Origin of the sequence: Granulimonas faecalis, assembly GCF_022834715.1 — a bacterium.
GTDB lineage: Bacteria > Actinomycetota > Coriobacteriia > Coriobacteriales > Atopobiaceae > Granulimonas > Granulimonas faecalis.
The window spans coordinates 487451-508947 of the sequence record NZ_BQKC01000001.1 but is presented as its reverse complement, the minus strand read 5'-3'; the positions used below and the strand labels follow the sequence as shown (position 1 = coordinate 508947).

Here is a 21497-nt window from a genome sequence, read left to right as displayed (position 1 = left end):
CAGAGCGGCGCCCGGCCCCGCGGGGTGCGGGACCGGGCGCACGGTCGGGTTCGCCTGGAAGGCCCGTCAGGCCGAGGCCTCCTGGGAGCCGGCCCCGGAGCCCTTGGCGAGGGCGCTCCGGCCGGGTGCGCCGCCGGGGGCCGGCAGGCGCGACATGGTCTCGCGGACGGTCTTCTCAGGGATCTCGCCGGCCACGTGGTCGAAGACGAGGGCGCCGTCGCGGACGTCCACGGAGACGACCTCGCCCCTCTCCCACCTCCCCTCGAGGAGCTCCTCGGCGAGCGGGTCCTCGATGAGGGTCTGGATGGCGCGGCGAAGCGGGCGGGCGCCGTAGACCTGGTCGGTGCCCTCCTTGGCCACGAGGTCGCGGGCGGCGTCTGTGAGCTCGATGGACATGCCCTCGTCCACGAGGCGGTCGCGGAGCTCCCGCACCATGAGGTCGACGATGGAGCGGAGCTGGTCCCTCTCGAGCGACTTGAAGACCACGACCTCGTCCACGCGGTTGAGGAACTCGGGGCGGAACTGCCGCTTGAGCTCGCCGGTGACGCGCTGTTTGATCTCGCGGTCCGAGAGGCCCTTGCCCGAGGCGCCGAAGCCCATGGGCGTGGTGGTGGCGATCTCGCGGGCGCCGATGTTGCTCGTCATGATGATGACGGTGTTGGAGAAGTCCACCTTGCGGCCCTGGCCGTCGGTGAGCCGGCCCTCGTCCAGGATCTGGAGGAGGATGTTGAAGACGTCAGGGTGCGCCTTCTCGATCTCGTCGAACAGCACCACCGAGTACGGGCGGCGCCGGACGGCCTTGGTGAGCTCGCCGCCCTCGTCGTAGCCCACGTATCCCGGAGGGGCGCCCACGAGCTTGGAGACGGCGAACTTCTCCATGAACTCGCTCATGTCGTACGTGATGAGGGCGTCCTCGCTGCCGAAGAGGAACTCGGCGAGCGACTTGGCCAGCTCCGTCTTGCCCACGCCCGAGGGGCCCAGGAAGATGAAGGAGCCGCCGGGGCGGCGCGGGTCCTTGAGCGGCGAGCGGCTGCGGCGGATGGCGCGGGACACCGAGCTCACGGCCTCGTCCTGGCCGATGACGCGCTCATGGAGCACGGACTCGGCGCGCAGGAGCTTGGAGGCCTCGGCCTCGGTGAGGTTGGACACCGGGACGCCGGTGATGAAGCTCACGACGTCGGCGATGTCGGCCGAGGAGACCTCCACCGTGACGGCGTCGAGCTCGGCGTGCCACTGGGCCTCGAGCTCCTCGCGGCGGCCGGTGAGCTCCTTCTCGCGGTCGCGCAGACGGGCGGCCTCCTCGAACTCCTGGGCCTTGGCGGCGCGGGACTTCTCCTCGGCCACGGAGGCGAGCTCCGCGTCGCACTCGACGATGGCGTCGGGTACCACGATCTTGTGCACGCGGGTGCGGGCGCCGGCCTCGTCGATGACGTCGATGGCCTTGTCGGGCAGGAAGCGGTCCTGGATGTAGCGGTTGGACAGCACGACGGCGTCCACGAGCGCCTCATCGGTGTAGCGGACGTGGTGATGCTCCTCGTAGCGGTCCTTGAGGCCCTTGAGGATGGTCACGGTGTCGGCCACGGAGGGCTCGTTGATGTAGACGGGCTGGAAGCGGCGCTCGAAGGCGGAGTCCTTCTCGATGTGCTTGCGGTACTCCTCGGCGGTGGTGGCGCCGATGACCTGGATCTCGCCGCGGGACAGCGGCGGCTTGAGGATCGAGGCGGCGTCGATGGAGCCCTCGGCGGAGCCGGCGCCGATGAGGGTGTGGATCTCGTCGATGAACAGGATGTCGCTCTCGGACTCCATGACCTCGTTGACCACCCGCTTGAGGCGCTCCTCGAACTCGCCGCGGTACTTGGAGCCGGCGACGAGGGCGGCCACGTCGAGCGTCCAGATCTGCTTGCCGCGCAGGACCTCGGGCACGTTGCCGTCGGCCACGAGCTGGGCGAGCCCCTCGGCGATGGCGGTCTTGCCCACACCGGGGTCGCCGAGGATCAGCGGGTTGTTCTTCTGGCGGCGCGCCAGCACCTGCATGACGCGCTCCACCTCGGAGTCGCGGCCGATGACCGGGTCGAGCCGGCCGTCGGCGGCCAGCTTGGTGAGGTTGCGGCCGTACTCCTCGAGCATGGAGCCCTCGCCGGGACCCTGGCCGCCGGCCACGTCGGCGCCGGAGCGGACGTCGGCCATGGCCGGGCGCATGCGACTCTCGGACGAGCCGGCGGTCAGCCGGTCCACGGCGTTGCGCACGGCGTCGCCGGAGATGCCCATGCGGGTGAGCGCCTCCATGGCCACGCCGTTGCCCTCGCGGACGATGCCGAGCAGCAGGTGCTCGGTGGAGATGTAGGACTGGCCGCGGGTGATGGTCTCACGGTAGGCCCCCTCCAGCACCCGCTTGGCGCGGGGCGTGAAGGGGATGTGGCCGCCGGGGACGGGCTCGGCCTCGCGGCGCGTGATCTCGCGGACGATGGCCAGGGCCTCCTCGTAGGTGACGTCGAGCTCGGCCATGGCCTGGGCGGCGATGCCGTCGCTCTGCTTGATGAGTCCGAGCAGCAGGTGCTCGGTGCCCACGTACATCTGCCCGAGCTCGCGGGCCTCGTCCTGGGCGAGGCTCATGACCTTGCGGGCCTTCTCGGTGAACTTGTCGAACATGGTGGTTTGCACCCCCTATGCAGTGACCTCCGGGCGCATGTGCGGGAAGGGCAGCACGTCGCGGATGGAGGGTTGGTCGGTGAGGAGCATCGCCATGCGGTCGATGCCGATGCCGATGCCGCCGGTGGGCGGCATGCCGTACTCGAGGGCACGGACGTAGTCGTGGTCGTACTCCATGGCCTCCTCGTCGCCGGCGGCCTTGGCGGCCACCTGGTCGGCGAAGCGGCCCTCCTGGTCGACCGGGTCGTTGAGCTCGGTGAACGCGTTGGCGTACTCATGGCCGCAGATCACGAGCTCGAAGCGGTCGGTCAGGCGCTCGTCGGAGGGCTTGCGCTTGGCGAGCGGCGACACCTCGACGGGGTAGTCGCAGACGAAGGTGGGGTCGACGATGGTGGACTCCACCAGCTCGTCGTAGAGGTTGAACAGGAGCTTGCCGGCCCCCCAGGACTCCTCCCACTCGAGGCCCCGCTCGGCATTGACCTCGCGGAGGCGCTCCAGCGGGGTGTCGATGGAGAGCTCCTCGCCCACGGCCTCGCTCACGAGCTCGGCCATGGTGGCGCTCCGCCAGGTTCCGCCGAGCTCCACAGGCGTGCCCTGGTAGACGATGCTGTGGGTGCCGCAGACCTCGTCGGCCGCGGCCTTGAAGGCGCCCTCGGCGAGCTCCTTCATGCCCTCGATGTCGGTGTAGGCGCGGTAGGCCTCCATGGTGGTGAACTCGGGGTTGTGGGTCTGGTCCATGCCCTCGTTGCGGAACTGGCGGCCGATCTCGTAGACGCGCTCCATGCCGCCCACGATGAGGCGCTTCAGGTGCAGCTCGGTGGCGATACGCAGGTAGAAGTCCATGTCGAGGGCGTTGTGGTGCGTGACGAACGGGCGGGCGTTGGCGCCGCCGAGGGTGTACTGGAGGATGGGCGTCTCGACCTCGAAGTAGCCCTGGCCGTCCATGTAGCGTCTGATGGCGGCGATCATGCGGGAGCGCTTCTTGAAGGTCTCGAGCACCTCGGGGTTCACGATCATGTCGGCGTAGCGCTGGCGGTAGCGGGTCTCCTTGTCGGAGAGGCCGTGGAACTTCTCGGGCAGCGGGCGCAGGGCCTTGGCGAGCATGGTGAGCGAAGTGGGGGCGACCGAGATCTGGCCGCGGCGGGTGCGGAGCACCGTGCCGGTGACGCCCACGATGTCGCCGAGGTCCACCGTGCCCAGGAGGTCCCAGGCCGCGGGCTCGAGGTTGTTCACCCGGAAGAAGAGCTGGATCTGGCCCGTGTGGTCCTGGAGCATCACGAAGCAGACCTTGCCCTGGTTGCGGATGGCGCGCACGCGGCCCGCCACGCAGACGACGTCCTCGGTGTCCTGGCCGGGCTCGAGGGAGGCGTAGTCCTCCTCGATCCGGGCGGCGTGGGCGTCGGGCTCGAAGGAGGACGGGTAGGGGTTGCCGCCGGCGTCGATCATGGCCTGGCGCTTGGCGCGGCGCAGCGTGCGCTCGTCGGTGGTCTCCGGGGTGGTCTGGTCGTCGTGCTGGGACATGCCGTCTCTCCTTCTTAGGTCCTGGCCTCGGGCCGGCGTCGGCCGGCCCCGGTCCACGTATAACGCAAAACCCTGCCTGCGGGAAACCACAGGCAGGGTCTGAGAAGTCTCGCTTCCCCGGCGGGCTTTACGAACGCTCGATGGAGAGGACGGTGTAGGTCCTGGTCGAGCCGTTCGGCGAGGTCACGGTGACCTCGTCGCCCTTCCTGTGGCCCAGGAGCGCCGCCCCCACGGGGGACTCGGTCGAGATCTTGTGCTCCAGGGAGTTGGTCTCTGTGGTGCCCACGATGGAGAAGGTCATCTCCTTGCCGGTGTCACCGTCTTGGAGGACGACGGTGGAGCCGATGGAGACGGCGTCGGCCACCCCGGCCTTGTCGACGATGACCGCGTTGGCGAGGATCTGGCGAATCTCGTTGCAGCGTGCCTCGTTGCGGGCCTGCTCCTCCTTGGCGGCGTCGTACTCCGCGTTCTCGGAGAGGTCACCGAAGTCCTTGGCCGTCTTGATGGACTCGGTGATCTCCTTTGCGTGCTCCCCCTCGCGCCAGGCAAGCTCGTCGGCGAGTTTCTGGCGGCCGTCGGGGGTCAGCTGAATCTGGGTGCTCTGCACGGGTCGACGCCTTTCTCAAGAACGAAAAACAGATGCGACAGGCAATGATACCCGTTTACTGGGCGTCCTTGTCGGAGTCGCCGTTGTCGACGACCTCGACGTCCTCGGCCTCGATCTTCTTCTGGCCCTTGGGGTCGTCGGTGCTCTCCATGCCCTCGCGGATGTTCTTGACGGTCTTGCCGAGGGAGGCACCGAGCTTGGGGAGGTTCTTGGGCCCGAAGATCACGAGCACGACGACGAGGATGATGAGGAGTTCGGGAATGCCGAGTCCACCGAGCATGGAGACCTCCAATGGGTTGAAGGCGCCGTATGCGCCCTAGGTTCTGGTCTTTCTCTGGTCCGAGCTTGCACCCGGACGAGTATATATGGCGACCCCGTGGAGCACAAACCGGGCCGTGTCCCCTGAAATAAATCTGCACAGCAGTTGCGCACCGGCGCCGGGAGCTGGGGGATCCGTCACCGGTGGCCGTGGCCGTGCGCGCGGTCACCGATGGAGGGGCGTCCCCCGCCACCATGCGTACAGGGTATGGGCGCGCACGGCCGCCCGGGCCGCACCCGCGGCGACGGGGCGGGCCCGGGCGGCCAGCGGGGATGGGTATGCCAACCGGTCACCGGACCGGCGGGGCCGCGGCGGCCGCGTGGGGAGAGCAGGGGCTGAGCGGCGTGGCAGGAACAGAAGTGCCCGACCATTGGGACAAAAGTGTCCGGGTGATGGGACAGGGTGTCAGGCCCTGGCGGCCTCCTTCTCGGCCAGCAGGCGCTCGGCCTCGGCGGCCACCTCGCGGGGATAGCCCACGAGGTCCTCGCCCTCGGGCACGTCGGTGAGCGAGACCTCGTCCCAGGCCTCCTCCTCCTCGGCGTGTACCACGGTGGGCTCAGCCACGAAGACGACGTAGCGCACGACCACGAAGGTCACGAGCACGGCGGCGACCACCACCTGCACCGGCACCGCCAGCTCCACGACGGCAAGGGGCGCCCCCTGGGCGGCCGCGGCGCGGGACAGCATGAGGCTCGCCATGGCCGAGATGACAAAGGGGAAGGTGAAGGCGGCGTAGCTGGGATAGAAGTCACGGCGCAGGCACAGCACGCAGTTGACGGCAGACACCACGTAGAGGACGGCGCCGATGGACCAGAGCACGGCCACGAAGGCGAGGGGGGCGGGCTCGACGGAGTTGAGGCACCCCACGACGCACAGGTTGAACGGAGCCGCATAGATGCAGATGAGCGGCAGGGTGGCCTCGGCCATCTCGCGGTGGGCGAGGTAGCGCACGGAGACCAGCACGAACAGCGCCACGAGGGCGACGAAGCCGAACCAGAAGACGCCGGCGCCGAAGGCCTCCAGGCCGAAGGCGGGCGCCGTCACCGAGGCCACCACGAGGCCCACGTAGGCGATGAACCAGCTGGCGAAGACCTGCTCGATCCTCAGATGGAACACGTAGTGCACGGTGAAGAAGACGATGAGCGCCATGTGGAGGGCCACGGCGGCACCCCAGAGGACGAAGGCCACCGGCCCCCAGAACGGCGCCATGAGGGCCGAGAGCTGCATGACGGTCATGGGGAAGGTGCCCGACACCGAGGCGGAGATGGGGTTCTCCATGTTCTCACGGAAGAACCCGGGCACGAGGATGCACTTGGCCACGAGGGCGCAGAGCATGAGGGCCGAGAGAGCGGCCAGGACGTAGCGGATGCCCGGGACGAAGTTGTCGAGCAGGTTCCCGAGGGCGACGGTGCCGAGGGCGACGCCGCACACGGGGAACGGCACGCGCTCGATGGCCTCCTTGAACATTGGCACTCCTTGACAGACAGGCCGGCATGGGCCGGCGAAACGACATGAACCCCCGCGCGGGCGAAGGCGGCGGCAGGTGTCGTCGGATGTCCGTGGAGGACCGGTGACCCGAGGCCACCGGCGGCCCCATCATATGGGGTGCCCGGAAACCCCCACCCCCATATGTCCAAAAGTCCCACCTTTTCACTGGGATTACAGACCGGGGCGGGAACCCTAGGAGAGGGCGGTGTCGACGGGCTCGGCGCCGGGGAGCAGGTCGTAGGGCATGGAGCGCAGGAACGGGTAGAGGGCCACGCAGACAAGAGGCACGAGCAGCCAGTTCCCCGGTGCCAGGCACGGCAGGGTGAACAGGCAGAGGAAGACGAAGAGGCGCACGGAGTAGAACAGCGCCCGACGCCATCCCGTGCGAGCCCTCGTCTCGCAGCTCATGCGCACGAAGGCACCGCCGGGGGTGGAACCGTGGCGGCCCACGGGGACGAGGAGCTCCACCACCAAGAGCAGGGCCGTGAGGGAGCCCACGAAGACCCACCCCACCGCCACCGAGGCCACGTTGGACGCCGTCACCGAGACGCCGGCCAGGGCGAGGCGGGGCTCCAGGGAGCCCGGGGCGGAACCGGGAAGGAGGTTCCACATGGCGAAGGCCGCGACGGCGGCAGCCAGGGCCGCCCCCACGAAGCAGAGCCCCAGGTCGATGACGGCGGCCACGCAACGGCGCACGAAACCGGGGCTGTGGGTGACGGGCGGCGCCACGTAGTCGCCGCGGCCCACCACCCGGCCGACGACCTTGGCACAGGCGAGGCCCACCAGGGCACCCGCGGTGTTGGCCATGAGGTCGTCGACGTCGAAGGTGCGGTAGGCGTAGGGGTAGAGGCCGAAGAAGCCGGTGAGCTGGGCGCACTCCACCAGGAGGGACACGGCGAAGCCCGACGCGGCCACGGCGGGCACCCGCCAGCGGAGCCCGTAGGCGAGCATATAGCCGAAGGGCATGAACAACGCCACGTTGGCCACCACCTGGAAGACCGCCCCGAGGCCGTCGTTACGGATGTCGCCGACGAATGCGAACGGGTGGAGCTGGGGCGCCACGCCGTAGGTGATGCCGGGACCGCTCGTGCCCTCGGGCATGGGGTAGAGGGTGAAGCAGGCGACGCCGAGGGCGTAGAGCACCGCGAGGTAGGACCAGGCGAGCGACGCGAGCGTGACACGGCCGCGGCGATGGTAGACCAGGGCGAGCACAGGCAGCGTGAGCGCCAGCGAGGCCAGGGGCCACAGGGCGATCGCCAGTTTGAACGGGCCGGAAAAGGCGCGGAGCATCGGGTCCTCTCCTCTCGGGAACGGTTCGCGGAGAACAGGATGGCAAAGGAGCCTCTCAGGTTCCATGGAACTTGATGACCCCACGCTTACGTTTTTGAAAGGCACAGGCCCCCGTCCCACCACCCTGTCCCACCACCCGGACACTTTTGTCCCAATGGTCGGGCACTTTTGTCCCACATCGCTTCTGCCACCGGACATTCGTCACGTTGGTCGGGCGCTTTGGGCGTCGCACGCGCTCGTCGCGTCACCGTGGCGTGCCGGCGCCGGCAGGATTCATCACTTATCCAATAGGATAAATGACAGATGGGCCAGGCACCTCTGTCACGCGCAGATGGGCCAGGCACCTCTGTCACGCGTCCGGCGTCAGGCCAGGTCCTGCAGGGCCACGGGGCCGGCCCCTCCCCTGCGGGCCGCCGACACCGCCTGCACCAGGGCCACGGCGCCGCTCATGGTGCTCACGAGGTCGATGCCGCGTGCGACCGCCTCGCCGCGCAGCAGCACGCCGTCGCCGCGGCTGCTCTCGCCGTGGGGCGTGTTGATGAGGAAGGCCACCTCCCCGCCGCGGATGCGGTCAAGGATGTTGGGGTGCCCCTCGGCCACGCGCTTGACCTCCTCGCAGGGAATGCCTGCCGCATGCAGCGTCTTGGCCGTGCCGCGGGTGGCCACGAGGTTGTAGCCGAGGCCCGTCAGGGCGAGGGCCACGGGGGCCACGGAACGCTTGTCGCGGTCGCACACGCTCACCATGACCGTGCCGCCCTCGGGCAGCCGGTAGTCGATGGCCTCGCGGGTCTTGGCGTAGGCCTCGGGGAACGTGGGCGCGACCCCCATGACCTCGCCGGTGGAGCGCATCTCGGGGCCCAGGGTGACGGGGCTGCCGGGGAAGCGGCTCCACGGCATGACCGACTCCTTGACGGCGAAGTAGCCCGGCTCGCGCTCCTCGTCGGGAAGCCCCATGGCCGCCAGGGGCTCGCCCGCCATGACCCGGGCCGCCAGCGCAGCCAGGGGCACGCCGGTGGCCTTGGACGAGAAGGGCACCGTGCGGCTGGCGCGCGGGTTGAGCTCGATGACGAGCACGCGGTCGTCCTTGACGGCGTACTGCACGTTGAGCGGGCCCACCACGCCGCAGGCGAGGGCCAGGCGCCGCGTGATGTCGCGCACCCGCCCCACGACGGCGTCGGAGAGCGAGAAGGGCGGCCAGCAGCAGGCGGAGTCGCCTGAGTGGATGCCGCACTCCTCGATGTGCTCCAGGACCGACCCCACGTAGACGTCGGTGCCGTCGCAGAGGGCGTCCACATCCAGCTCCACGGCGTCCTCGAGGAAGGCGTCCAGGTAGAGCGGCCGGTCGGGGCTCACCGATGCGGCCTGGGACACGTAGGTCCCCAGCTCGTCGGCTGAGTAGACGATGGCCATGCCGCGGCCGCCCAGCACGTAGCTCGGACGCACGATGAGGGGGTAGCCGATGCGCGCCGCGACCTCGGCCGCCTCCGCGAGGGTGGAGGCCACGGCCGAGGGCGGGCACTCCACGCCCAGGCGGTCGAGGAGCGCGGCGAAGCGGTCACGGTCCTCGGCGAGGTCGATGGCCTCGGGCTGGGTGCCGAGGATGGGCACGCCCGCGCGCTTGAGGCGCCCGGCGAGGTTCACCGGCGTCTGCCCGCCCAGCGTGACCACCACGCCGCAGGGGCGCTCCACCTCCACCACGTTCATGACGTCCTCGAAGGTGAGCGGCTCGAAGTAGAGGCGGTCGCTCGTGTCGAAGTCCGTGGAGACGGTCTCGGGGTTGCAGTTGACCATGACGGTCTCGTAGCCCATGGCCGAGAGGGCCTGCACGGCGTGGACGCAGCAGTAGTCGAACTCGATGCCCTGGCCGATGCGGTTGGGGCCGGCCGAGAGGACCATGACCCGCGGGCGCGCGGCCTCGCGGTGCTCGGTGGCGCCGCCCGCACGGTAGGTGAGGTAGTGGTACTCGGTGGCCGCGGCGAACTCGCCGGCGCAGGTGTCAACGGTCTTCACGCAGGGCACCACGCCCAGGATCCGCCGGAGGGCGCGCACGGTGTCCTCGGCCTGGCCGGTGAGGGCGCCGATCTGCACGTCGGAGAAGCCCAGCTGCTTGGCCGCGAGCATGAGGGGCGCGTCGAGCCCGGCGAGGCCGAGCGAGGCGATGCGCCCCTCGGCCGCCACGATGTCCGCGATGCGGCAGACGAACCACGGGTCCACCCCCGACAGGGCCGCCACCCGGCCGGGGTCCCAGCCGCGGCGCAGCGCCTCGGCGAGCCAGAACACGCGATCGGGGGTGGGCTCGGCCACGAGGTCGGCCAGCTCGCCGGCGCCGGCGGCGTCGGCGCCGGCGGGGCGGTCCAGGCCGGTGTGGCCCTGCTCGAGCGACCGGAGGGCCTTCTGCAGCGCCTCCTCGAAGGTGGTGCCGAGCGCCATGGCCTCGCCCACCGACTTCATGCGGGTGGTGAGCTCGCAGGACGCGCCCTCGAACTTCTCGAAGGCGAAGCGCGGCACCTTGACCACGCAGTAGTCCAGGGCCGGCTCGAAGCACGCCGGGGTGGCGCCGGTGACGCGGTTGACCACCTCGTCGAGCGTGAGGCCCACGGCGAGGAGCGCGGCGCACGTGGCGATGGGGAAGCCCGTGGCTTTGGACGCCAGGGCCGAGGAGCGGCTCACACGCGGGTTCATCTCCACCACGAGCACGCGGCCGTCCTCCGGGTTCACGGCGAACTGCACGTTGGAGCCGCCGCAGGCCACGCCCACGCGCTCGAGGACGGCGAGGGAGCAGTCGCGCAGGTGCTGGAGCTCGGTGTCGGTGAGGGTCTGGCATGGCGCCACGGTGATGGAGTCGCCGGTGTGCACGCCCATGGGGTCGAGGTTCTCGATGGAACAGACCACCACGCCGTTGCCGGCGCCGTCGCGCACCACCTCCATCTCGATCTCCTTCCAGCCCTCCACGGACCGCTCCACGAGCACCTCGGACACGGGTGAGAGCGAGAGGCCCTCGGCCGCGACGGCGGCGAGCTCCCCCGCGTCCCGGGCAACGCCGCCGCCGGCGCCGCCCAGCGTGAAGGCGGGGCGCACCACCACGGGGTAGCCGATCTCGTCGGCCACCGCCAGGCACTCCCCCACCGTGCGGCCCACCTCGGAGCGGGCGCACTCGAGCCCGATGTCGGCCATGGCGGCGGCGAAGAGCTCGCGGTCCTCCCCCACCTTGATCGACTCGATGTCGCAGCCGATCACCTCCACGCCGAAGCGCTCGAGCACGCCCTCCTCGGCGAGGGCCACGGCGCAGTTGAGGGCCGTCTGGCCGCCCATGTTGGCGAGCAGGGCGTCGGGCCGCTCCCGCTCGATGACCTTGGCCACGCAGGCGGGCGTCACGGGCTCCACGTAGGTGCGGTCGGCCATCGACGGGTCGGTCATGACGGTGGCGGGGTTGGAGTTGACGAGCACCACCTCGATGCCCAGCCCCTTGAGGGCGCGGCACGCCTGGGTGCCGGAGTAGTCGAACTCGCAGGCCTGGCCGATGACGATGGGGCCGGAGCCGATGACGAGGACCTTGCGGATGTCTGCGCGCACGGGCATCAGGCGCACCTCCCCTGGACGGCGTGGACGAGGTAGTCGGGGTCGCCGGCCATGAGGGCACAGAAGGCGTCGAAGCCGTAGGCGCCGTCGAGCGGGCCGGGGCGCCCCTCGGGGTGGTACTGGAGCGAGAAGGCGCGGCGGTCGAGGTACTCCACGCCCTCGCAGGTGCCGTCGTTGAGGTTCACGTGGGTGAGGCGCACGCGCCCCACCTCGGGCGACAGGGCCACCGGCGCCACACCCCGCTCGGCCCAGCACCGGAGGTCGGCCTCGTGGGAGGTGCGGCCGCCGGACTCCCCCGGGACGAGGGGGCCGAACGAGGGGAAGTCCACGGCGTAGTTGTGGTTCTGGGCCGTGACCTCGCAGGTGCGGGTGAGGAGGTTCATCACCGGCTCGTTGCCGCCGTGGTGGCCGTAGGCGAGCTTGACGGTGCGCGCGCCCGCAGCGAGGGCCATGACCTGGTGGCCGAGGCAGATGCCGAAGGCGGGCACGCGCCCGAGGAGCCCGCGGGCGCAGGCCACCACCCCGGGCACGGAGGCGGGGTCGCCCGGGCCGTTGGATAGAAAGGCGCCGTCGGCGCCGAGGGCCAGGACGTCGGCGGCCGTGGCGTCCCACGGCAGCGTGTGCACCGTGAGCCCGCGGGCGGCGAGGCCGGCGACGATGCCCGCCTTCTGGCCGCAGTCCACCGCCGCCACGGAGCGGCCGCAGCCCGCGGCGGGGGTCTCGGTCCACGGGGCGTCGCAGGAGACGGCCGCCACGAGGTCGCGCTCGGCGATGGGCGGCTGGGCGCGCACGAGGGCCACGAGCTCGTCGGGGTCGAGCACCTCCGTGGAGACGCCCGCGGCCATGGCTCCCCCGCCGCGGACCGCGAGGGTCACGGCGCGGGTGTCGACCCCCTCCACCGCCACGACGCCGTGGCGCGCCAGGTAGGACGGCAGCGTCTCGCGGCTCCGCCAGTGGCTGGGGGTGCGGCAGGCGTCGGCCACCACGAGGGCCGAGAGCGCCGGGCGGGCGGCCTCGGAGGCCTCCGGGGAGATGCCGTAGTTGCCCTGCTGGGGATAGGTGAGACAGACGACCTGGCCGGCATAGGAGGGGTCCGTCGCGATCTCCTGGTAGCCGGCCATGGACGTGTTGAAGACGATCTCGCCGAAGGCGGTGCCGGGCGCGCCACAGGAGTGGCCGCGGTGCCAGGTGCCGTCCGCGAGGGCGAGCAGCGCCGGCATGGGCGGGGTGGGTGAGGCAAGGGGATTCATGGCCGTCCTCTCCATCGTGGCCTTCGGGCCGTCCCGCGGCCCCTTAAAGGTGCTCGGGCCATGCTAGGCGCGCCCGCGCCGGGTCTCCCCGCCACGGGTGCCCATGACACAAGATGGATACACATGCCGGTAATATGCGCTAATCGGTGTATAAATGGCAGAGTTATCCGCATACAGGTGCCGGATGCGGCCGGGACGCGACCGCCAGCCGCCGGCCGCTCCTCGCCCGGACCACGACTGCCACCTGAAAGCGGTTGAGGGCGACTCAGGAGGCGCGGACGTGCCGGAATCCGCCCCCAGCCGCGTTCAGGTGCCCGGAATCCGCCCCCAGCCGCGTTCAGGTGCCGAGAGGGTCGCCCTCAACCGCGTTCAGGTGCGGAGAGAAGGCAGGATGCGGAGAGGCCGGCTGCTGGGGGACGGGCGTCACGCCACGTCGGCCCCGAGGGGCGGCACCTTCCCCTCAAAATGGAACGACACCGTGAGCGGCTCGCCGTCGCGGACGTTCTCCACCAGCACGAAGGCCGCCTCCACCTCGCGGTACCCCTGGGCCATGAGCACGTGGGCGTAGTAGCGGGCCTGCATGGCGTGATGCTCGGCGGCCGCCGCCGCGTCCATGTAGGTCTCGCCGGTCTTGTAGTCCACCACGAGGGCGCGGCCGTCGCCGTCCGACGAGAACAGGTCGATGGAGCCGGTGACGTAGCCCGACGCGCCGCCGTCCTCCGCCGAGAAGAACGGCAGCTCCGGCACCACCGTGGCGGCCGAGAGGGCCCGCTCCCGCAGGGGCGTGGCCCACCAGGCGTCGAGGGAGCGCGCGAGGCGCCCCCGGGCGTCGCGGTCCAGGCCGCGGCGGTCGGCCACGGCGACCACCCGCGCGGCATCGGGCAGCCGGCCGTCGCCCGCGGCCAGGCGCGCGAGCTCGTGGAAGGCGTCGCCGAACCGCACGGCCTCGTCGTCGAAGGCCGCCGGCGCGTCCCAGCTGGGCTCGTCGCCCGCGGGGGGCTCGGCGTCCTCGGGGACCTCCGTGGCGTCCGCCTCGGCGTCGAGGGAGGCCGCCACCTGGGCCTGGTGGAGGTCCTTGGAGTAGCTGCGCACGTCGTCCCGGGCCGACCACGCCGTGGTGGGCGGGGCCGTGCGCACCTCGTCGAAGAGCGGGAAGTCCGGGCGCTCCTCCTCAGGCCGCTCCACGGGCTCCTCGGGCTCCACCGGGTCCTTGGGCGTGGGCTCGGCCACCACGGTGACCAGGCGCCCCTCCTGCCCCCCGCCGTAGTCGATGGGCACGGTGCCCTGCAGCGTGGGGACCTCGCCCCAGAGGGCCTCGAGGAAGCTCTCGGCCATGGCCGGCCTGACCGTGCCCTTGGCGGAGACCGCGGTGGTGACGCCCACCACGAGGGCCTCGCGGGCGCGGGTGAGGGCGACGTAGAGCAGGCGCGCGGCCTCCCGCACCTCGGCGTCGGTCTCGCACTCCTCCAGCCGGCGGCGCCACTGGAGGCCGGTGCGCGGCTCCCCCTCCGGCTCCCCGAGGAGCTTGGCCGCCGCCTCGGCCGGCGATCCCTTCTCGGCCTTGGGCTTCAGGGAGAGGCGCACCTCGGACCCCTCGCGGCTGGTCACGAGGTTCTGCCTGCTCTGGCTGTGGGGGTCGTCGAAGACGCCCGCCACGGCCACCACGGGGAACTCCAGGCCCTTGGAGGAGTGGACCGTCATCACGCGCACGGCATCGGTCTCCTCGCCCGAGAGGGCGCCGGGACCCTCCTTGGCGCTCGCGAGCCAGTCGCCGAAGACCTTGGCCGCGCGGGAGAAGCCCAGCCCCGCGTCGTCCACGAGCCGGCGAATGTGCCGCACGGCGGAGAGCACGTTGGCCGCTCGGGAGCGGCCCACGACCCCCTCGCGCTCCAGGCGGGGGAGCCAGCCCGACTCCGTGCACACGGCCAGCACGGTGTCGGCCACGCCGGTGTAGCCCATGCGGCGGCGCGCCAACTCCATGACCCTGAGGGCCTGGGCCAGGCGCGGGCCGGGGCGCTCCCCCAGCACGCGCTCGGCGCCCTCGGGTCCGGCGAGCAGGCCCTCCACGAGGCCGGCGGACGAGCCGCCGCGGGCCAGGAGCACGAGGTCGTCGTCGCCCAGGGAGAAGATGGGGCCCTGGAGCACCGGGAGGAGCCCCCGCTGGGTGTCGCGCGGGTTGGCGAGGGCCCAGAGCAGCGCCTGCACCTGCTGCACCTCCATGGCCGAGGCGAAGGTGGAGCCGCCGGCCACCACGGCCTCGAGGCCGTGGTCGCGCAGGGCCCGGAGGTAGGGGTCGGCGACGTTGAGGCCGCGGAGCAGAAGCGCCATGTCGCCGGGGCGCACGCCCTGCTTTGCGAGCTCCTGCAGGCGGTTGGCCACCTGCTCGGCGTTCCGGGCGACGAGGACGTCCTTGGTGGCCTGCTTGAACCCCTTCTCGGCCGGGGGCGCCTGGGTGTGCTCCACCATGATGCGGGGCATGTCGCGGGCGGCGTAGCCGTCGGGGCGGCCGGGGAAGGCCTCGAGGTCCATGAATCCGGGGAGGATCTCGGAGTCGCCGAGGGCGCGGCTCACGAACCGCAGGATGTCGTCGTGGCTGCGGAAGTTGCGGTCCATGCGCACCACCCGGGAGGCCCGCTCGCGGGCCAGGTCGTACTGCTCGACGTCCGCGCCGCGGAACCGGTAGATGGACTGCTGGCGGTCGCCCACGAAGCACAGGCGGCTCTCGTCGGGCGCCAGCAGGCTCACGATGCGGAGCTGCTGGGAGTCCGTGTCCTGGAACTCGTCGATCATGACGAGCTCGAAGGTGCCCTGGAACCGCTCCTTGACCACGGGGTGCTCCGAGAGGCCCTTGAGGGCCAGGCGCAGGAGGTCGCCGTTGTCCAGGGCGCCGCGCTCGCGCTTGACGGCGCGGTACCGCCCGTCGATGGCGCGGGCGAGGTCCATGAGCGGGCCCTCCAGCCGGCGGATGCGGGAGTAGGAGCCCTCGAGGACCAGGGCAGCCACGGCCTCCTTGGCGTCGGCGAGGAGGTCCAGGGCGTCCTTGGCCTTGATGAACGTGCCGCTGGGCAGCACGACCGACGCCTCCAGACCGTCCCAGGCGTCGGCCGGGGCGCCGGCCTCCAACCAGGCGGTCAGGGCCTGGGAGGTGCGCGCGAGGTCGGCCTTGTGCTCCATGCCCTTGGCCCCCTTCTTGGGCACCCAGGCGTCGAGCAGGGCGTCCAGCGCCGCCACGGCGCGGCGGGCCAAGGGGCCGAGCTCGGCGTCGCCCCCCTTGAAGGCCACGGCGTCGAACCCCTCGGGGCTCTCGTTGGCCTTCTTGGTGATGAGCTCGGCCATCTCGGGGGCGGACATGGGCCGGTTGAACCCGCGGCGGCGCTGGGCCACGCCGGACTCCGAGGCGGCATCGAACGAGTCGCCGAAGGTGGCGAAGAGCTCGGTGTAGCGGGGGTCGCCGCGCACCTCGAGGAGCACATCGGAGACGGCGCGGCTGCGCAGGTACTGCTCCTCGTTGTCGGCGATCACGGTGAAGGCCGGGTCGATGCCCAGCTCGAGGGCCGAGGAGCGCAGGATGCGCTCGCACATGCCGTGGATGGTGGATATCCAGGCGCGGTCCACGGCCAGGGCCTCGTCGTGGAGGCCGCGGGCCATGAGCTCGGCGCGCACGCGTTCGCGGATCTCCGACGCGGCCTTGTTGGTGAACGTGATCACGAGGGCGTTCTCGATGGACGAGAGCGGCGCCCTCCCCGTGGCCGGGTCGGGCTCCAGGGCGTGGGCCAGGCGCTGCACCAGGGTGAACGTCTTGCCCGAGCCTGCGCCCGCCTCCACGAAGAGCTCCTCGTCGAGGGTCTCGACGATGGTTCGCTGGGGTCCGTCGAGCTCGATCATCGGTCGATCCTCTTCTCGCAGGCGACGGCGGGGCAGCCCATGCAGGCCCACCGGTCGCGGGGTCGGGGTTCCACGTGGCCGGCGGCCATGGAGGCCACCGCCTCGGCGGCGACCTCCTCGGCGCGGGCGAGCACGTCCTCGAAGGACGCGGCCGCCACGTGGTCGGGGGTGACGACATTGGGGGTCTTGCCGCGGTACGCGCCCTCCATGGACTCGGCGAAGCCGCGCTCGGCCATGCCCCCTACCCCGGGGTCGTCGCCCGTGGTGAGGTAGACGGCGGCCACGGGGTCCAGGCCGGGTGCCACCTGGGGCAGCACACGGGCGTAGAGCAGGGCCTGGATGTTACCCGGCACCCAGGAGGAGAGGTCGTCGGCGGCCTCTGGGCGGTAGCGGGAGCCGCCGGAGTTGCCGCTCTTGTAGTCGATGACCGCGGCGCGGCCCCTCGCGTCCACGTCCACGCGGTCGATGGTGCCGCGCACCCGCACGCCGGCGTAGGTCACCGGGTCCTGGCCCGGGTTGCCGAAGGTCTGCTCGAACAGCCGCGGCGTGAAGCCGACGAAGGAGCCCTCGTTGCGGTCGAGCGTGACCAGGAGCTGGTCCTTGAGGTGGCGCACCTGGCTCTCCTCGCTCACGGAGTGGGGCATGAAGCCGGCGGCCGGCCCCTGGCCCGTGGGCGCGGAGGCCACGGCCCCGTCGAAGACGCGCGAGAGGACGTCGCCGGCGAGCCCCCGCTCGAAGGACCCCTGGGCCTGGAGCTCGCGGCCGGTGCGCTCGAGCACGCCGTGGGCGAAGCTGCCGCGGTCGAGGCCCGAGAAGTCCGCGTCGAGGCGGTCGGCCGGCACGGCGCGCTCGAGGAACCAGCGGCGGGGGCAGCCGAGGTAGGTCTCGAGGTCGGTGGCCGACACCACCGGGACGTCGCCGGCGACGTCCGAGCGCATGACGGCGAAGTGCGCCGCCCGCCCCGACAGCGTGCCCACCTCCAGCGGGGGGACGAAGCCCGAGGGCTCGGGCTCGCGGCCCAGGGGCGACAGGTTCTTGGAGACGCGCTCCTCGCCCAGGGCCACGGTCTCGGGGCGCTCGCGGTAGCAGGACAGGAGCTCGGCGAAGAGCGGCGAGGGGTGCGTGGCCTCGGCCGAGGCGTCGCGCAGGGAGCGCTCGACGGCCAGGCCGTGGGTGGGGGCGGCCCAGACGTGCCAGGCGCGGGCCCGGGCGACGGCGTCGGGGGCGGCGGGGCGGGCGAGGCCGAGGAGGCCGAGGAGCCCGTGGACCGCGTCGTGGGGCGCCGAGATGGGGTCCTCGGCCGCCGTCTGGCCGCAGAGCAGCGCGTCGTCCACGGAGCCCGGGGGCGTGGAGGCGGCGCGGGCGGGGTCGAGGATCTCCACCGTGCAGCGCTGGGCCTCCCCGTAGCGGCCGCGCTCGGGCGAGCGGGCTACGCCCATGCGCGAGAGCACGGACGCGAGCACCGTGAGGCGGGCATGGGGGTCGAGGCCGTCGCCGAACAGCCCGTCCACCGCGGCGCAGGCGTCCTCGACGGCGCAGAGGGCCTGGTGGGCCTCGCGGTCGCGGGCGGCCTGGGCGTTGGGGCGCAGGGCGCGCGCGGCGCCGGCCCAGTCGCCGGCGGCCACGAGCTCCACGGTGCGGGCGAGGGGCTCGCTCTGGGTGGCCACGCGGGCGACGTCCGAGAGCACCGCGGCCGGCGAGAGGGCGCGGTTCTGGCGCCAGGCGGCGTCCAGGGAGAACACGATGTCGCGAGGCAGGCCGGAGAGCTCCGAGAGCAGGAAGTCCGTCACGGCGCGGGGAGGCCACCAGCTGCGGTCCGCCTCCACGGAGGCCGAGAGGACCTCCTCGGCCGCGGCCGCCGCGTCGGGGGCGCCCTCGGCCGCGCGGTCCAGGCGCCACTGCGACGCAGCCGCGGCGATGGCGGAGAGCTGCTCCACGAAGGCGAGGAACTGGCGGGTGGCGCGGAGGTCTGACGCCGGCTCCACCCACGAGGCGCGCACGGCGATGCCGCGGTTGGAGGCCTTGGGCGACACGGTGCGCCAGGCCTCGCGGGGGTCGCGGGTGACGAGGAGCACGCGCTCGGCGCCAGCCTCGGCCAGGCGTGCGAGCTCGCGGGCCACGAGCTCGGGCTCGGCCTCGGGGCCGGCCGCCTCCAGCAGGCGCACGGACCCGGTGGGCTCCACGGAGCCTCCCCCGCCGAACACGGAGCCGAGCAGGGCCTGGAGCTCCGGCGAGCGCGGCGGCGCCGGGACCGCGGCACGGGCCGGGGCCTCGGAGACGGGGGCGCCGGCGAGCGCGGCCTCGGAGGCGACGGCGGCCTCGCAGGCCCGGGCGGCGTCGCCGGCGGCGCCGGGGTGGGCGGAGGCGGCCCAGGTGAGGCCCACCCGGGCGGCCAGGCGCCCGAAGAGCCGCGCCTGGGAGGCGTCGAGGTCCTCCCAGCCGGCGGCCACGAGGGCGCAGCGGGCCTCGCCGGGATGGGCCGCGAGGGCGTCGGGAAGCTCCTCGAAGACGCGGGAGCGGGTGGAGAGCCCCCGGGCCACGAGGGCGTCCGCCAAGGCGAGGGCCATGGTGCAGGCGTCGCGCTGCTGCGGCGAGAGCGCGTCGCCGGCAGCGGCCGCGGCGGCGGGCAGCTGGACCGAGAAGGTGCCGGCGAGGGTAGCGACGACGTCCACGTAGCCGGGGTAGACGCCGGCGGACTCGGGGCGGCCGTCCATGAGCGCGTTGCCTCCGAGGACCTTCCAGGCCGTGGCCGTGACGTCGGCACCCCGGGCGAGCGCGGTGCCGTCCCCCAGGCGCCCCCAGAGGGCGTCGGCCCAGGGCACGGGGCAGGTGACGTCCACGCCCACGCCGATGCCGGCGCGCGCCAGGGCGCGGCGGGCGTCCAGCGCGGCACGCATGGAGGGGACGATCACGGTCACCGGCCGGTGCTCCGCCAGGGCCTCCGTGACGGCCGTCAGGGCCGCGGGCCCGAGGACGGCCCCCTCTGTGTCGCGGACGACGGTCAAAGCCATGGCGGCCCCCTTCGCATCGGTGGACGGCGATAAAGACGTCAAACCACCCTACCACGGCCGGCCGGGGCCGGGATGGCGCCATGGGGCAGGGACGGCGCGCCACCGTGGTGCGTCCCACCCGCCAGCACGCCACCGTGGTGCGGGCGGGGACGGCAGGGCCTCTCGCCCGACAGGCTTCCCGCCCCCTCCTCCGCACCTGAATGCGGTTGAGGGCGACTCCCGAGCGCCCCGGCGACCCGAACCCGCCCCCAGCCGCGTTCAGGGAGGGGGAAACCCGACCTCAGACGCGTTCAGGTGCGAAAGGGGTCGCCCTCGGACGCGTTCAGGTGGGAGATGGGGTGGGCCGCCCGACCGGCGCGGCATAGCAAAGCAGGCCATCGGGCTACCCCGATGGCCTGCGACTTTGCTGGTCGGGTTGACTGGATTCGAACCAGCGACTTCTGCGTCCCGAACGCAGCGCTCTACCAAGCTGAGCCACAACCCGTTGCAGTTGTGCAGTGTAGCACGTTTCTCCCAGGACGGTAAAGCCCTCCTCGGCCTTCCCCCTCCCCTACCCGTGCCAGGTGTCCGAGACGATCGCCGGGCCGCCCCCGCGGGTGGACGTCCCGCAGGCCCACCATCCCCGACGGGCGGCGTCGGTGGCCGCGCCCTCGGCGGCGGCGTGGGAGGTGCAGAACCCGAAGACGCAGCTCCCCGACCCCGACACCTGGCTCGCCAGCACGCCCGGCCGGGCGGCGAGCCAGGTGGCCACGGCCTCCTCGGCGGGCATGAGGCGCCGGGCCACGGGGTCCAGGTTGTTGGCCACGGCGAGGGGCACGGCGCAGGCGTCGCCGGCCTCGAGGGCCGAGACGAGCGGCGCCGGGTCGGCGGCGGGCACCGGGCTGCGGTCGAACTCCCGGTAGGCCTCGGCCGTGTCGACGCCGGGGCCCAGGGGCCGCACGAGCACCACGGGCAGCTCCACCGGGTCGAAGGTGCGCTCCAGCACGTCGCCGGCGCCCCCCATGAGGGCCGGGGCACCGTAGAGGAAGAACGGGACGTCGGCGCCCACCGCGCGGGCCGCCCCCACCACCTCGGGGCCGGCGGGGTCGAGGTCCCAAAGCCTCGCCAGGGCCACGAGCGTGGCCGCGGCGTCGGACGACCCGCCGCCGAGGCCGGCCTGGGACGGGATGCGCTTGTCGATGACGATGCGCACGTCGGGCACGCGGTCGATCGACTCCGAGAGGACGAGGGCCGCCCGTGCGGCCAGGTTGTCACGGGGGGCGCAGCGCACGGACGGCACGCACACCACCTCCAGGGTGCTCGCCGGTTGGAGGGTGAGGGTGTCGACGAGGTCCACCGCGGTCATGACGGTACGGACGGCGTGGAGCCCGCGGGGCGTGCGCTCCGTGGACACGCCCAGGTAGAGGTTGACCTTGGCGGGCGTGGTGACGACGATCTGGGGCAGGGCCACGGCGGCTCCTCTCGACTGCGCACGGAAAAGGGGCACGGACCCGCCGGCCCGCGCCCCTGAAGTCTAGCCGACGGGCGTCGCCCCTAGGCCTCCTCGACGAAGTCGAAGATGGGCTCGCCGCTCTCGGTGTCGAACAGCTCCACCGAGCCGGTGAGGACGTCGACGTACTGGTAGCTCTGGCGCGCGATGCGGCCGCGGCGCTCCTCGACCTCCACCATGAAGAGGGAGGGGTGGGCCGAGACGAGGGTGCCGGTGCGCTCGACGATGCGCGAGCGGCCCATGTTGGCGCGGACCCGGATGCGGCTCCCGGTGAGCGATGCCAACTCCTCGTGGATCTGGTCGACGCGGTTGACGGACGGGATCTCGTTCTCCATGCCTGTTACTCCAAACGCCGGCTCTGAGACGCCGCTCACCGGATGGGTGGCGTCGAGACAGAATCCAGCCAATA

12 protein-coding genes and 1 tRNA gene are annotated in these 21497 nt (G+C 72.3%); all 13 read right to left on the bottom strand.

Going from position 1 to position 21497, the window contains the following annotated elements; genetic code table 11:
• Positions 1 to 66: 66 nt before the first annotated feature.
• Positions 67 to 2649: an ATP-dependent Clp protease ATP-binding subunit gene (locus OR600_RS02235; RefSeq protein ID WP_265590580.1), complete on the bottom strand. Its 2583-nt coding sequence runs from the start codon at positions 2647 to 2649 to the stop codon at positions 67 to 69.
• A 15-nt stretch (positions 2650 to 2664) separates the two neighbouring features.
• The gene (gene lysS / locus OR600_RS02230) at positions 2665 to 4170 is read right to left on the bottom strand and encodes a lysine--tRNA ligase (protein WP_135978874.1); all 1506 of its coding nucleotides are present in this window, start codon (positions 4168 to 4170) and stop codon (positions 2665 to 2667) included.
• Between the two features lie 127 nt (positions 4171 to 4297).
• A complete protein-coding gene (gene greA, locus OR600_RS02225) occupies positions 4298 to 4777 on the bottom strand; it encodes a transcription elongation factor GreA (protein WP_135978875.1) in 480 nt (159 codons plus the stop codon).
• A 55-nt stretch (positions 4778 to 4832) separates the two neighbouring features.
• The gene (gene tatA / locus OR600_RS02220; RefSeq protein ID WP_135978876.1) at positions 4833 to 5057 is read right to left on the bottom strand and encodes a twin-arginine translocase TatA/TatE family subunit; all 225 of its coding nucleotides are present in this window, start codon (positions 5055 to 5057) and stop codon (positions 4833 to 4835) included.
• Between the two features lie 444 nt (positions 5058 to 5501).
• Positions 5502 to 6563 carry a TDT family transporter gene (locus tag OR600_RS02215; protein WP_135978877.1) on the bottom strand — a complete coding sequence of 354 codons (1062 nt, stop codon included), beginning with the start codon at positions 6561 to 6563 and terminating at the stop codon, positions 5502 to 5504.
• A 213-nt stretch (positions 6564 to 6776) separates the two neighbouring features.
• The gene (locus OR600_RS02210; RefSeq protein ID WP_265590578.1) at positions 6777 to 7874 is read right to left on the bottom strand and encodes a VanZ family protein; all 1098 of its coding nucleotides are present in this window, start codon (positions 7872 to 7874) and stop codon (positions 6777 to 6779) included.
• A 363-nt stretch (positions 7875 to 8237) separates the two neighbouring features.
• Positions 8238 to 11453 carry a carbamoyl-phosphate synthase large subunit gene (gene carB / locus OR600_RS02205; protein WP_265590577.1) on the bottom strand — a complete coding sequence of 1072 codons (3216 nt, stop codon included), beginning with the start codon at positions 11451 to 11453 and terminating at the stop codon, positions 8238 to 8240.
• Complete coding sequence (gene carA, locus OR600_RS02200) at positions 11453 to 12703, bottom strand: glutamine-hydrolyzing carbamoyl-phosphate synthase small subunit (RefSeq protein ID WP_135978880.1); 1251 nt, start codon at positions 12701 to 12703, stop codon at positions 11453 to 11455. Before carA ends, carB begins: the two co-directional genes overlap by 1 nt.
• Before the next feature lie 423 nt (positions 12704 to 13126).
• Positions 13127 to 16588: a UvrD-helicase domain-containing protein gene (locus OR600_RS02195; RefSeq protein WP_265590576.1), complete on the bottom strand. Its 3462-nt coding sequence runs from the start codon at positions 16586 to 16588 to the stop codon at positions 13127 to 13129.
• Positions 16585 to 19599 (bottom strand): PD-(D/E)XK nuclease family protein, encoded by a 3015-nt coding sequence (locus tag OR600_RS02190; RefSeq protein WP_265590575.1) that lies wholly within the window; start codon positions 19597 to 19599, stop codon positions 16585 to 16587. Before OR600_RS02190 ends, OR600_RS02195 begins: the two co-directional genes overlap by 4 nt.
• A gap of 407 nt (positions 19600 to 20006) precedes the next feature.
• A tRNA-Pro gene (locus OR600_RS02185) sits at positions 20007 to 20083 on the bottom strand.
• A gap of 66 nt (positions 20084 to 20149) precedes the next feature.
• On the bottom strand, positions 20150 to 21049 hold the full coding sequence (gene ispE / locus OR600_RS02180) for a 4-(cytidine 5'-diphospho)-2-C-methyl-D-erythritol kinase (protein WP_168354120.1): 900 nt from the start codon (positions 21047 to 21049) through the stop codon (positions 20150 to 20152).
• A gap of 83 nt (positions 21050 to 21132) precedes the next feature.
• A complete protein-coding gene (locus OR600_RS02175; RefSeq protein ID WP_135978884.1) occupies positions 21133 to 21423 on the bottom strand; it encodes a Veg family protein in 291 nt (96 codons plus the stop codon).
• Positions 21424 to 21497: the final 74 nt, after the last annotated feature.